Origin of the sequence: Streptomyces puniciscabiei, assembly GCF_006715785.1 — a bacterium.
Classification (GTDB): Bacteria; Actinomycetota; Actinomycetes; order Streptomycetales; family Streptomycetaceae; genus Streptomyces; species Streptomyces puniciscabiei.
This window is the reverse complement of record NZ_VFNX01000001.1, coordinates 861,071-873,593: the sequence shown is the minus strand read 5'-3', so window position 1 is coordinate 873,593 and position 12,523 is coordinate 861,071. Positions and strand designations below refer to the sequence as shown.

Here is a 12,523-nt window from a genome sequence, read left to right as displayed (position 1 = left end):
CATCTCGTTAAGGATTTACTTCTTGACGTCGCACGTGTGGCCGAGTTGACTTCCAGCCACCTCGGCCGCAACGACGCGGCCTCGTCAGGGAGGTTTCTGAAGTGAACACGCGTATGCGTCGTGCGGCCTTCGCCGTTGCTGCTGGTGCCATGGCCGTCTCTCTCGCCGCCTGTGGCAGCGCCAAGGAGTCCGGCGGTGGCTCCACCAAGTCGTCCGGCCCCAAGAAGGGCGACGCGATCACGGTCGGTCTGCTCCTGCCGGAGAACCAGACCGCCCGTTACGAGAAGTTCGACAAGCCCTTGATCGAGAAGAAGGTCCAGGAGCTCACGGGCGGCAAGGGCAAGGTCGTCTACGCCAACGCCAAGCAGGACGCGACCCTGCAGAACCAGCAGGTCGACACCATGATCACCAACAAGGTGGACGTGCTGATCGTCGACGCTGTGGACGCCGCGGCCATCAAGAACTCGGTCCAGAAGGCCAAGAGCGCCGGCATCCCGGTCGTCGCCTACGACCGCCTGGCGCAGGGCCCGATCGACGCGTACACCTCGTTCGACAACGAGACGGTCGGCAAGACCCAGGGCGAGGCCCTGCTGAAGGCCCTGGGTTCCAAGGCCAAGTCCGGCAAGATCGTCATGATGAACGGTTCCTCCACCGACCCGAACGCCGCGCAGTTCAAGAAGGGTGCCCACGAGGTGCTCAACGGCAAGGTGAACGTCGGCAAGGAGTACGACACCAAGGAGTGGAAGCCGGAGAACGCCAACTCCAACATGGAGGGCGCCATCTCCGCTCTGGGCAAGAAGAACATCATCGGCGTCTACTCCGCCAACGACGGCATGGCCGGCGGTATCATCACCGCCCTCAAGCAGGCCGGCATCTCCAACATCCCGGTCACCGGCCAGGACGCGGAGCTCGCGGGTGTCCAGCGCATCGTCGCCGGTGAGCAGTACATGAGCGTCTACAAGCCGTACGCTCCCGAGGCCGCCGCCGCCGCCGAGATGGCCGTGGACCTCGCCCAGGGCAAGTCGCTCGACTCCGTCGCCAAGGACAAGGTCGACAGCCCGACCACCAAGCAGGTGCCCTCGGTCCTGGTGCCCGTCACCGCGCTGACCAAGGACAACATCAAGGACACCGTCATCAAGGACGGCGTCTACACGGTCGCCGACATCTGCACCTCGCAGTACAAGGCCGCCTGCGACAAGATCGGTCTGAAGTAAGCAGCCGACGCGCCTTTCCGACTAGGGGAATTCGCCCTTGAATCTCCCCAGCGGGAGGAAGGCGCCCACAAGCTCCTCCGGTGCCCCGCACACACAAACAGCCCCGCAAGCTCGGTGCGGGGCGCCGGACGGAACTACCCCCCAAACTTCTGCACAACCTCCCGCCGGGTCAGGCGGCGAAGGAGATGGTTCACGTGTCCGCTACGCCCGTGCTGGCGTTGCGCGGGGTCTCCAAGCGGTTCGGTGCCGTTCAGGCGCTCACCGACGTAGAGCTTGAGGTCCACGCCGGTGAGGTGGTCGCCCTGGTGGGCGACAACGGCGCCGGAAAGTCCACGCTGGTCAAGACGATCGCCGGCGTGCACCCCATCGATGAGGGCGTCATCGAATGGGACGGCAAGGCCGTCCAGGTCAACAAGCCGCACGACGCCCAGAACCTGGGCATCGCGACGGTGTACCAGGACCTCGCGCTGTGCGACAACATCGACGTCGTCGGCAACCTGTTCCTCGGCCGGGAGATCCGCCGCCGCGGTGTGCTGGACGAGGTCGAGATGGAGCGGCGCTCGCGCGAGCTGCTGGACCAGCTCTCCATCCGCATCCCCAGCGTCCGCATCCCGATCGCCTCCCTCTCCGGCGGCCAGCGCCAGGTCGTGGCCATCGCCCGCTCCATGCTCGGCGAGCCCAAGCTGGTCATCCTCGACGAGCCCACCGCAGCCCTCGGCGTCGAGCAGACCGCCCAGGTCCTCGACCTGGTGGAACGGCTGCGGGAGCGCGGTCACGCCGTGATCCTCATCAGCCACAACATGGCCGACGTGAAGGCCGTCGCCGACAAGGTGGCGGTGCTGCGTCTGGGCAAGAACAACGGCGTCTTCGAGGTCAAGTCGACCTCGCAGGAAGAGATCATCTCCGCCATCACCGGCGCCACGGACAACGCCGTGACCCGTCGTGCGGCGCGCAGCAATGGGGAGATCAAGAAGTGAGCATCGACAAGACCTCCACGCCCCCCGAGGACGTGCCCGTGGAGAACCCCGAGGCGGCACGCGGCTCCGACGTCGCCGTCGATCCCCGTCTGCTGGTGCGCGAGCAGGGCCTCGCGGGCTATGTCACCGAGTTCAAGCGCAAGATGAAAGCCGGTGACCTCGGCTCCATCCCGGTCGTCATCGGCCTGGCCGTCATCTGGATCATCTTCCAGAGCCTGAACTCCAACTTCCTGACCGCGGGCAACCTCTCCGACATCTCCGTGGCCATGGTCGGCACGGGCATGATCGCCGTCGGTATCGTGTTCGTCCTGCTGCTCGGCGAGATCGACCTGTCGGTCGGTTCGCTCTCCGGTGTCGCGGGCGCCACCTTCGCGGTGCTCAACGTCACCCACGGCATGAACGAGATCCTGGCCCTGGTGCTGTCGATCCTCACCGGGACGGTCGCGGGCGCCGTGCAGGGCTTCTTCTTCGCGAAGATCGGCGTGCCGGCGTTCGCGGTGACCCTGGCCGGTCTGCTGTTCTGGAACGGCCTCATGCTCAAGATCCTGGGCGACAACGGCACGATCAACCTGAACGACACCGGTGTCGTCGCCAAGCTGACCAGCTACTACTTCTCCGACGTGGCCGCCGCCTACGGCCTCGCCATCGGGGTGACGGTGCTGTTCTTCCTCAGCTCCTACTTCGGCAACAGGCGCCGCGAGGCCGCCGGTGTGCCGTCCCGCCCGCTGAGCGAGACGATCCTGCGCACCGTGCTGCTGGCCATCGTGTCCTTCGCCGCGGCGATCGTCTTCAACCAGTACAAGGGCCTGCCGCTGGCCGTGGTGGTCTTCGTCGCCGTGCTGTTCATCACGGACTTCGTGCTGCGCCGCACCTCGTACGGCCGCAAGGTCTTCGCGCTCGGCGGCAGCGTCGAGGCGTCCCGCCGTGCCGGTATCAACGTGGACCTGGTCCGGATCTCGGTGTTCGCCATCTCCGGGACGTTCGCGGCGATCGGCGGTCTGTTCATCGCCTCCAAGATCGCGTCCGCCAACCAGGGCGCCGGCGGCGGTGACCTGCTGATGAACGCGATCGCCGCCGCGGTCATCGGTGGTACGTCCCTGTTCGGTGGGCGTGGGCGCACGTGGAACGCGCTCCTCGGTGTGCTGGTGATCGTCTCGATCCAGTACGGCCTCGCGCTGCAGGGCATCGCCTCGCCGGTCCAGTACATGATCACCGGTGGTGTGCTGTTGGCCACGGTGGTGATCGACGCGGTGACGCGCAAGACGCAGAAGACGGCGGGACGTGCGTAACGCCTGGTCTTCGTAGGTCGAACAGCGCCCGGCACATCGAAAGGTGCCGGGCGCTGTCGTGTCGTGCAAAGCATGAACATTAGACTCGGGCGAGCCCGGCGAAAGCTCGATCAGCTCTACTGCAAGGAGGCACGGGTGGCGCTGCTGACCCGCATCACGGGACCGCGCGATCTGGACCGGCTCAGCCTGGAGGAGCTGGACCAGCTGGCGGAGGAGATCCGGGGCTTCCTCGTCCAGGAGGTCTCCAAGACCGGCGGGCACCTGGGCCCCAACCTCGGTGTGGTGGAGCTGACCATCGCCCTGCACCGGGTCTTCGACTCGCCGAAGGACAAGGTGCTCTGGGACACCGGCCACCAGTCCTACGTGCACAAGCTGCTCACCGGCCGGCAGGACTTCTCCAGGCTCAAGATGAAGGGCGGCCTGTCGGGCTACCCCTCGCAGGCGGAGTCCGAGCACGACGTCATCGAGAACAGCCACGCCTCCACCGTGCTCGGCTGGGCCGACGGCATCGCCAAGGCCAACCAGCTGAGGAAACGGGACAGCCATGTCGTCGCCGTCATCGGTGACGGCGCCCTCACGGGCGGTATGGCCTGGGAGGCCCTCAACAACATCGCCGACGCCAAGGACCGCCCCCTGGTCATCGTCGTCAACGACAACGAGCGGTCGTACGCCCCCACCATCGGCGGTCTCGCCAACCACCTGGCGACCCTGCGCACGACGGACGGCTACGAGCGGTTCCTCGCCCGGACCAAGGAACTCCTGGAGCGCACCCCGGTCGTCGGCAGGCCGCTGTACGAGACCTTGCACGGGGCGAAGAAGGGCTTCAAGGACTTCATCGCACCGCAGGGCATGTTCGAGGACCTGGGCCTGAAGTACGTCGGCCCGATCGACGGCCACGACATCGAGGCGCTGGAGTCCGCGCTGGCCCGCGCCAAGCGGTTCGGCGGGCCGGTCATCGTGCACTGCCTCACCGAGAAGGGCCGCGGCTACCAGCCCGCCCTCCAGGACGAGGCGGACCGCTTCCACGCCGTCGGCAAGATCCACCCGGACACCGGCCTGCCCATCGCCTCCTCCGGCGCCGACTGGACCTCCGTCTTCGGGGACGAGATGGTCAAGCTGGGCGAGGAGCGGGAGGACATCGTCGCCATCACGGCGGCCATGCTCCAGCCGGTCGGCCTGGACAGGTTCGCCAAGCGGTTCCCCGAGCGGGTGTACGACGTCGGCATCGCAGAGCAGCACGGCGCCGTCTCCGCGGCGGGCCTCGCGTACGCCGGGCTGCACCCCGTCTTCGCCGTCTACGCCACCTTCCTCAACCGCGCCTTCGACCAGGTCCTCATGGACGTGGCCCTGCACAAGTGCGGGGTGACCTTCGTGCTGGACCGGGCCGGTGTCACCGGAACGGACGGTGCCTCGCACAACGGCATGTGGGACATGTCGATCCTGCAGGTCGTGCCGGGCCTCAGGCTGGCGGCCCCGCGGGATGCCGAGCAGGTGCGGGCCCAGCTGCGGGAGGCCGTCGCGGTGGACGACGCGCCGACCGTGGTGCGCTTCTCCAAGGGCGCCGTCGGACCCGCCGTACCCGCCGTGGGCCGGATCGGCGGCATGGACGTGCTGCGCGAGCCCGGCACCGACCGGCCGGACGTGCTGCTCGTCTCCGTGGGCGCCCTCGCCCCGATGTGCCTGGAGATCGCCGGTCTGCTCGACAAGCAGGGCATCTCCACCACTGTGGTCGACCCGCGCTGGGTCAAGCCCGTCGACGAGGCCATGGCACCGCTCGCCGAGCGGCACCGCGTCGTCGTCACCGTCGAGGACAACAGCCGCGTCGGCGGTGTCGGCTCCGCCGTCGCCCAGGCCCTGCGCGACGCGGGCGTGGACGTGCCGCTGCGCGACTTCGGCATCCCGCCGCGCTTCCTGGACCACGCCTCCCGCGCCGAGGTCCTCGCCGAGATCGGCCTGACCGCCCCGGACATCGCCCGCCAGGTCACCGGGCTGGTCGCCAGGCTGGACGGCCGGTTCGACCGTACGGCCGACGAGGTGGACTCGGTCGAGCCCGCGCGCGACTGACGCGAAACGCGCCTTTCAGGGGCCGGTTCCGCCACTCCTTGCGGTGGCGGAACCGGCCCGTTTGCGTGAACCTGCCTGTGCCGGGGCATACGGATCCCGACCCTCTCGATCATGACGGGCCACGGCGAGGTCCCCAAGCGTGGGAGGCAGGCACGTGAGCAGCGCGCTGTTCAGGACGAAGAACGTCGAGCAGTCCATCCAGGACACCGAGGAACCGGAGCATTCGCTCAAGAAGTCCCTCTCCGCGCTCGACCTGACCGTCTTCGGCGTCGGGGTCATCATCGGCACCGGCATCTTCGTCCTCACCGGACAGGTCGCCAAGAACAACGCCGGCCCGGCGGTGTCCCTGGCCTTCGTGGTGGCCGGCGTGGTCTGCGCGCTCGCCGCCCTCTGCTACGCCGAGTTCGCGTCCACGGTCCCCGTGGCGGGCTCGGCGTACACGTTCAGTTACGCCTCCCTGGGCGAGCTGCCGGCCTGGATCATCGGCTGGGACCTGGTCCTGGAGTTCGCGCTCGGTACGGCGGTGGTGGCGGTCGGCTGGTCGGGGTACATCCGCTCCCTGATGGACAACGTCGGCTGGCATCTGCCGGACTATCTGGCCAGCCGGGACACCGCCTCCGGTTTCGGCTTCGACATCCTCGCCGCCGCCCTGGTGCTGGTGCTCACCGGCATCCTCGTCCTCGGCATGAAGCTGTCGGCCCGGATCACCTCGCTCGTCGTCGCCATCAAGGTGGTCGTCGTCCTCATCGTGATCGTCGCCGGGGCCTTCTTCATCACGTCGGCGAACTACTCGCCGTTCATCCCCAAGGCCCAGCCGGTGCCGGCCGGCGGCAACCTGAAGGCCCCGCTGATCCAGCTGATCTTCGGCTGGGCGCCCGCCAACTTCGGAGTGATGGGCATCTTCACCGCCGCCTCGGTGGTGTTCTTCGCGTTCATCGGCTTCGACATCGTGGCCACGGCCGCCGAGGAGACCCGCAACCCGCAGCGGGACATGCCGCGCGGCATCCTCGGTTCGCTCCTGATCTGCACCGTGCTGTACGTGGCCGTCTCCATCGTCGTCACCGGCATGGAGAAGTACTCCAAGCTGTCCGTGGAGGCCCCGCTCGCCGACGCCTTCAAGGCCATCGGGCACCCCTGGTACGCGGGCGTGATCAGCTTCGGCGCCGCCGTCGGCCTGACCACGGTCTGCATGATCCTCCTCCTCGGCCAGACCCGGGTGTTCTTCGCGATGAGCCGCGACGGACTGCTGCCACGCTTCTTCTCCCGCGTCCACCCGCGCTTCCGCACCCCGCACCGGCCGACCATCCTGCTCGGCGTGATCATCGCCATCGTCGCCGGTTTCACCAGCCTCAGCGAACTGGCCGAGCTGGTGAACATCGGCACGCTCTTCGCGTTCGTCGTCGTCGCGATCAGCGTGATCATCCTGCGCCGCACCCGGCCGGACCTGCCGCGCGCCTTCCGCACCCCGTGGGTGCCGGTCATCCCCCTGCTGTCGGTGTGCGCGTCGCTCTGGCTGATGCTCAACCTGCCGGCCGAGACCTGGCTGCGGTTCGCCATCTGGATGGTGATCGGTTTCGCCGTCTACTTCTTCTACGGCCGCACCCACAGCCGGCTGGCCCCGGGCGTCCGGACCCCCACCGAAGAGCCCCGCCAACCGCCCACCGGAAACGCTCCGTAACCGTCTTCGCCGGGCAGCGCCGAGGCCGTACGCCGGTCCGGGCCCGGTGTCGTGCGCGCGCCGGACGCAGCCCTCACTCCTCCCGCGCCGGTCTCAGCCCAGTACCGTCCGGGGCCCCGCGACCTGTGCGCCGTGTGCCCGGACCCGGCGGCGCAGTTCCCGGTCGGCCGTGACGACGAGGCACGGGCGGTCGCCGGCCGCCGCGGTGAGGTCCACGATGTGGTCGTCGCCGCTGCCGGGCGCGTCCTCCACGCGCACCCCGGGCACCGAGGCCACGCCCCGGGCCGCCCCCTCCACCACCAGGACCAGCTCCAGCGGACCGGGCAGGCCGGGCACGCCGGTCCGGGCGAGGGGTGCCAGCCGGTCGCGCAGGCGCTCGGCGGCACCCCGGCGGTCGCGCCACCAGCCGTCGGGCACCGACCCGACGACGTTCGCACCATCGACCACGAGCAGGGGGAGGGGGAGGGGCTCGTGCGAGGCGCCCGAGGTGTCGGTCATGTCGGTAACCGCCTTGGCTCTGCGTGCTCCTGGCGGGCTCAGTGTGTCACGGGTTGCGGGGACTCGGTCCGCCCTGGTTTCCCGGCCCACCGGCCCGTGATCGCGGCGATCGCGGCGGCGGCGCGCTCGGCGGGACGTCCGCCCGCGCGCACCACGGGGGCGAACTCGACGTGCAGGAAGGGCACACGGTCGGCGTCGGCCACCTGGCCCTGCACGTTGGTCCGGCCCTCCAGCGGACAGGACCGCGCCCAGGCCCGGCACACCCGGAAGCCGTGTCCGCGCAGGGAGTCGGCCAGGTCGCGGCCGTCCTGCCGGCCCGCCGACCCGGCACCGGTGGAGGCGACCACGTCGAAATCGGGCGCGGCGGAGGCGGCGAAGCCGTGCAACTGGATCGCGGGCATCCCGCGGCGGGCCAGTTCGGCGCAGATGGCGTGGAAAACGGTGTCCCGCCGGTGCGCCACGTCCGCGGAATTGCCGACCCCGGCCTTGCGATGGGCTCCCGCGATCACCAGGATCCCGCCGGGCGAGCCGCGCAGCACCCGCACCCCCAGCTGCTCGGTGCCGAGGTCGAAGCCGGGATGCGGGACCTGCACCGACCAGCTCGGGCGGTGGTCCAGATCGAGGTAGACCCGTCCCCAGCCGCGCGGGGCCACGCCGGAGTCGGTGCGGTCGGCCACCTCGGCATAGCGGTGCCCGGAGGGCCGGTCGAAGACCGTGCGCACGGTGAAGTCCCTTTGCGAGAGCCGCTGTTCCGCCTGTGCGCGGTGACCGTCGAGCAACTGGCCGATGGCCGCGGCGATGTCCTCGCGGTCCGCCGGGCCGGGCGGCAGATAGCCCTGCCCGGGGCCGAACCGGCCGGTGTAGTCCGCCACCTCGCGCGCCAGGTCGATCTGCGCGGCCCCCTTCGGGGCAGGCCGGCGGGGGCCGCCCGGGGTGTGGTCCGCGGTGCCGTCCGGGGTGCGGAGGAGGGCGGCGAGACCGGCCGCGAGACCGGTGATCACCAGCAGGACTGTCGCGATCGTCATGACGCGCGAGCGATGTGCTCTCATGGTTGTATCAAGATATCCCGGTGAACAGACGCCTCGGCCGGACCCTGCTGTCCCTGCTGCCCCCGCTCTCCCTCCTCGCCGCCGTCTCCGGCTGCGGGCTCCTCTCCGACGACGCCGGAGCCCAGGGGGGCGGGCGCTCCTTCACCGTCGCGGCCGCCGGGGACATCCTCATGCACCCCGAACTGGTCGACCAGGCGCGCAAGGACGCGGGGCGCACCGGCAAGGGCGTGGACGGAATGGACTTCGGGCCGATGATGGCCGGCATCGAGCCGCTCATCAGCAAGGCCGACCTGGCGATCTGCCACTTCGAGCCGGTGATGGGCCCGGCCCGGGGGCCCTTCGAGGGCTTCCCGGACTTCCAGGTGCCGCCGCAGGAGGCGAAGACCATCAAGGACATCGGTTACGACACCTGTTCCACCGCCTCCAACCACACCCTCGACCACGGCTACGAGGGCGTGAAGCGCACCCTGGACGCACTGGACGCCGCCGGGCTGAAGCACACCGGTTCCGCCCGCACCGAGAAAGAGGCCGGCACCCCGCTGATCATGGACGTCAAGGGCGTCAAGGTCGCGCAGATCTCCTTCGCCTACGGCTTCAACGAGCCGCACAAGCTCCCGAAGGACAAGCCGTGGCTGGCCAACCAGCAGGACCTCGGCCGGATCAGGGCGGCCGAGCGACGGGCCCGCGAGGCCGGTGCCGAGGTGGTGATCCTGTCCCTGCACTGGGGCCGTGAGCACCATCCGGAGCCGTCGGCCGGGCAGCTCTCCTTCGCCCGGCAGATCGCCCGGAACACCGGCGTCAACCTGGTCATCGGCCATCACGCGCACGTCGTGGAGCCGATGGAGAAGGTCGACGGGACCTGGATCTCCTACGGCCTCGGCAACCAGATCGCCCGGCACGAGCAGCCCACGGGCCTGACCGAGGAGGGCGTGATCGCCTGGTTCACCTTCACCGAGCGCGGCAAGGGCCACTGGGACGTCCAGCCGCGCTTCGAGCCGACGCTGCTGACCATCCCGCCGGACACCGTGAACGTCCGGGACGGCGGAACCGCCGACTACACGAACGACGACGTACGGGACTACCGCCTGCTGGACGTGCCGGCCGCGCTCCGTGACGGCCACGGCCTCACCGAGGCCCAGCGGGCCCGGCTGCGGCTGGCCTTCGAGCGCACCGAGGGCACCCTGCTGAACCGCGGCGCGGCCCAGGACGGGCTGAAGCCGCTCATGCCCCTGCCCGAGTAGATACCCGAAATGCCCCCCATGGGCAGGGTATTTGTCCGACCTTGTCCGACGGTTGCTCGATGTTGCGCAGATCACGTGGGGCTTACTGCAACTTAACGCCGCTCTTGTCTGTCTGAGGTTTCCGGGCGGGCTCTTACTGTCGGCACGCCCGGAACCCGCATGCACGAGAGGACCCATCTGTGGCGTCACCGCCCCCGGCGCGGCAGCACCGAGCCCGCCGTCGAGCCGACATGTCGCTCATCGGAGGCATCCGCCCGCCGATCGCGGTCCTCTCGGCGCTGCTGCTGACGCTGTCCAGCATCACGGCGCTGGTACTGGGCCGTGTCGACGGCTCCGGCGTGCCGCGGGCGGTGCTGACGTCCCAGCAGCACTTCGCGGAGGACGGCGCCATCGCGCTGCGCGCCTCCATCGACGAGTCCGTCAAGGACGTCACCCGCTCCGCCGCGCTGTTCAGCGCCGGGCAGCCGGTCTCCGGCGATGCCGTCCTCGACAAGCTCGGCAGCACCTACGAGAAGTGGATGGGCACCGCCGTCGTGGAGGTGCGCACCGGCAAACTGGTCGCGGCCCGCGGTGAGACGGTGCCGCTGACCTCCGTGGACCTGTCCTCGCTCAGCGGCCAGGACGGACTGGTCCCGCGCATGGTCCGGCAGAAGAACGGCGAGGTACGCCTGCTGTCCTTCGGGCTGCTGACCTGGCCGGGCAAGCCGCAGCTGCTGCTCGTGGCCTCCCGGAACCTGAAGTTCCCCGGCATCAGCCTCGGCCACTTCCGCTCCATCGCCGTGGTCGACTCCGGCGGCACGATCCTCAGCAGCGACGGCATCGCCGAACCGGAGTCCGCGCGCAACAGCGTCGACCGCAAGGACATCACGGCCTCCCGCACGCAGCTGAAGGCCTTCGCCCAGCAGGCCGCCCGCCGCGCACAGCAGGATCCGCGCAGCAGCAAGGAACCGGGCAGCGGCGGCTACCAGGGCGTCAGCGGCAGCCTTCTCGGCGGCAAGCTGCAGGGCGACCGGTCCGTCGCCGGATACGCCACGCTCGCCGCAGCCGACCCCGGCGAGACCACCACCGCCGGCGGGCTCGGCCTCTCCGTCGTCGCCATGGTCAAGGTGACCGAGCACTCCGGCGGGACGAAGTCCCCGGTGTTCGGACTGGCGGCGGGCGCCGCCCTGCTGCTCGTCGGCGCCCTTGCCGTGGGGGTGCTGCTGGGCACCGTGCAGCGTCCGCTCATCCGGCTGTTCCTGGAGTCGCGCCGGCTCACCCGCGGCGACCTGACCCGGCCCGTCACCGTCCCCGGCTACGGCGAGGCGCACCGCATCGGCGGCGCCCTGGAACGGCTGCGCCGGCAGCTGCTCGGAGAGAGCGCCGAGGCCACCGGGCGGCCCGAACGCCCCCAGGGGCTGCGCAAGGTGGGCGCCAGCGCCTTCCTCGCGGTCTGCGCCGTGCTGCTGCTGGCCTGGGCCGCACCGCTGATGCTGCTGGTCAACCGGGCCGACAACGCGGCCGAGATACCCCGGCAGCTCGTCAACGACCAGCGCGAACGCACCCATACGCTCAGCGACCGGGTGCGCCGCGCGCTCAACGAGGGCGACGCCGACCTGCAGTCGGTCGCCTCCCTGATCGGCGACAAGACCTCACCCGAGGCCATGGAGACGGTCCTGGAGCGCACCTACAACGAGAACAAGCGCTACCGCTCCCTCTACGTCGTCGACTCCCACGGCGCGATCCAGGTCCGCGAGGGCAAGAAGCCCAAGGTGATTCAGCGGAACCGGGTGTCCGGCAGGCCCCTGCGCCTGCTGGGCCAGGGCGGCAAGGAGCCGGTGGTCGTCGCCGCCGCCGAGATACCCGGCCGGAACGGGGCCCAGCTGGTCGGCGAGTTCCGCGTGGAGTTCCTCAACGCCCTGCTGAGCCGGCCCGGCCTCGGCGTGGTCCGGCTCGTGGACGAGCGGCACAAGGTCATCGCCGGCAACACCGGCTTCCTCGCCTTTCAGTCGCTGCCCGACCAGCACCTCCAGGACCTGGTCGCGGCCAGCGCCCAGCGGCTCGGCAAGAAACCGCGGTCCAACGGGGTGCTGTACCGGGACAACGGGCTGCGGATCGCCGCCGCCTCGCCGTTCTCCGGCGGCGGTTCGGCCGAGTCCCTCCACTTCAGCGTCGTCAGCTGGGAGCCCGTCGACCGGCTCGCGCTCCCGGAGTACGACACCCAGAACCGCACCGTCCTCGCCGGTCTGCTCGGCGCCGCCGCGGCCGTCGCCTGCCTGGGCTGGCTGCACATCGTGGTGGCCCGGCCGCTGCGCACCCTCGCCGACCGGGCCGAGGCGCTGGCCGCGGGCGACCGCAAGAGCGTGCTCTACCCGCAGCACCACGACGAGGTCGGCGCCGTCACCCGCTCCCTGGAACTCATCCGGCAGCAGCTGCAGGACCAGCGCCGGCAGCAGCCCCGCCACACCCCGCCGCCCCAGCCCCCGGCACCGCGGCAGAACCCGCCCCAGCAGTACACAAGGAACTGATCAAGG

General features: G+C 70.1%; 9 protein-coding genes. 7 read left to right on the top strand and 2 right to left on the bottom strand.

Going from position 1 to position 12,523, the window contains the following annotated elements:
- The first annotated feature begins 113 nt into the window (after positions 1-113).
- The 5 genes from FB563_RS03995 (at position 114) to FB563_RS03975 (ending at position 7,222) form a co-directional block, all read left to right on the top strand.
- Positions 114-1,214: a sugar ABC transporter substrate-binding protein gene (locus tag FB563_RS03995; protein ID WP_055706660.1), complete on the top strand. Its 1,101-nt coding sequence runs from the start codon at positions 114-116 to the stop codon at positions 1,212-1,214.
- 185 nt (positions 1,215-1,399) lie between these two features.
- A complete protein-coding gene (locus FB563_RS03990; protein ID WP_055706661.1) occupies positions 1,400-2,191 on the top strand; it encodes an ATP-binding cassette domain-containing protein in 792 nt (263 codons plus the stop codon).
- A complete protein-coding gene (locus FB563_RS03985) occupies positions 2,188-3,480 on the top strand; it encodes a sugar ABC transporter permease (RefSeq protein ID WP_055706662.1) in 1,293 nt (430 codons plus the stop codon). Before FB563_RS03990 ends, FB563_RS03985 begins: the two co-directional genes overlap by 4 nt.
- A gap of 135 nt (positions 3,481-3,615) precedes the next feature.
- Complete coding sequence (dxs, locus tag FB563_RS03980; protein WP_055706663.1) at positions 3,616-5,544, top strand: 1-deoxy-D-xylulose-5-phosphate synthase; 1,929 nt, start codon at positions 3,616-3,618, stop codon at positions 5,542-5,544.
- Positions 5,545-5,698: 154 nt separating this feature from the next.
- Positions 5,699-7,222 carry an amino acid permease gene (locus tag FB563_RS03975; RefSeq protein WP_055706664.1) on the top strand — a complete coding sequence of 508 codons (1,524 nt, stop codon included), beginning with the start codon at positions 5,699-5,701 and terminating at the stop codon, positions 7,220-7,222.
- Between the two features lie 93 nt (positions 7,223-7,315).
- Here FB563_RS03975 and FB563_RS03970 read toward each other — a convergent pair whose 3' ends face one another.
- A complete protein-coding gene (locus FB563_RS03970; RefSeq protein ID WP_055706665.1) occupies positions 7,316-7,720 on the bottom strand; it encodes a PIN domain-containing protein in 405 nt (134 codons plus the stop codon).
- Positions 7,721-7,758: 38 nt separating this feature from the next.
- Positions 7,759-8,745, bottom strand: a complete 987-nt coding sequence (locus FB563_RS03965) for a hypothetical protein (protein WP_107100641.1) — start codon at positions 8,743-8,745, stop codon at positions 7,759-7,761.
- A 44-nt stretch (positions 8,746-8,789) separates the two neighbouring features.
- Between FB563_RS03965 and FB563_RS03960 the strand changes: the two genes are divergently transcribed.
- Together FB563_RS03960 and FB563_RS03955 are read left to right on the top strand one after the other, a co-directional pair.
- On the top strand, positions 8,790-10,010 hold the full coding sequence (locus FB563_RS03960) for a CapA family protein (protein WP_107100642.1): 1,221 nt from the start codon (positions 8,790-8,792) through the stop codon (positions 10,008-10,010).
- 230 nt (positions 10,011-10,240) lie between these two features.
- A complete protein-coding gene (locus FB563_RS03955; RefSeq protein WP_142218466.1) occupies positions 10,241-12,517 on the top strand; it encodes a HAMP domain-containing protein in 2,277 nt (758 codons plus the stop codon).
- The last annotated feature ends 6 nt before the right edge of the window (positions 12,518-12,523 follow it).

Excerpts from the sequence above, each read along its gene's own strand:
- FB563_RS03995 (WP_055706660.1), top strand. The coding sequence starts at position 114 with ATGCGTCGTGCGGCCTTCGCCGTTGCTGCTGGTGCCATGGCCGTCTCT.
- FB563_RS03990 (WP_055706661.1), top strand. The coding sequence starts at position 1,400 with ATGGTTCACGTGTCCGCTACGCCCGTGCTGGCGTTGCGCGGGGTCTCC.
- FB563_RS03965 (WP_107100641.1), bottom strand. The coding sequence starts at position 8,745 with ATGACGATCGCGACAGTCCTGCTGGTGATCACCGGTCTCGCGGCCGGT.
- FB563_RS03955 (WP_142218466.1), top strand. The coding sequence starts at position 10,241 with ATGTCGCTCATCGGAGGCATCCGCCCGCCGATCGCGGTCCTCTCGGCG.
- FB563_RS03970 (WP_055706665.1), bottom strand. The coding sequence starts at position 7,720 with ATGACCGACACCTCGGGCGCCTCGCACGAGCCCCTCCCCCTCCCCCTG.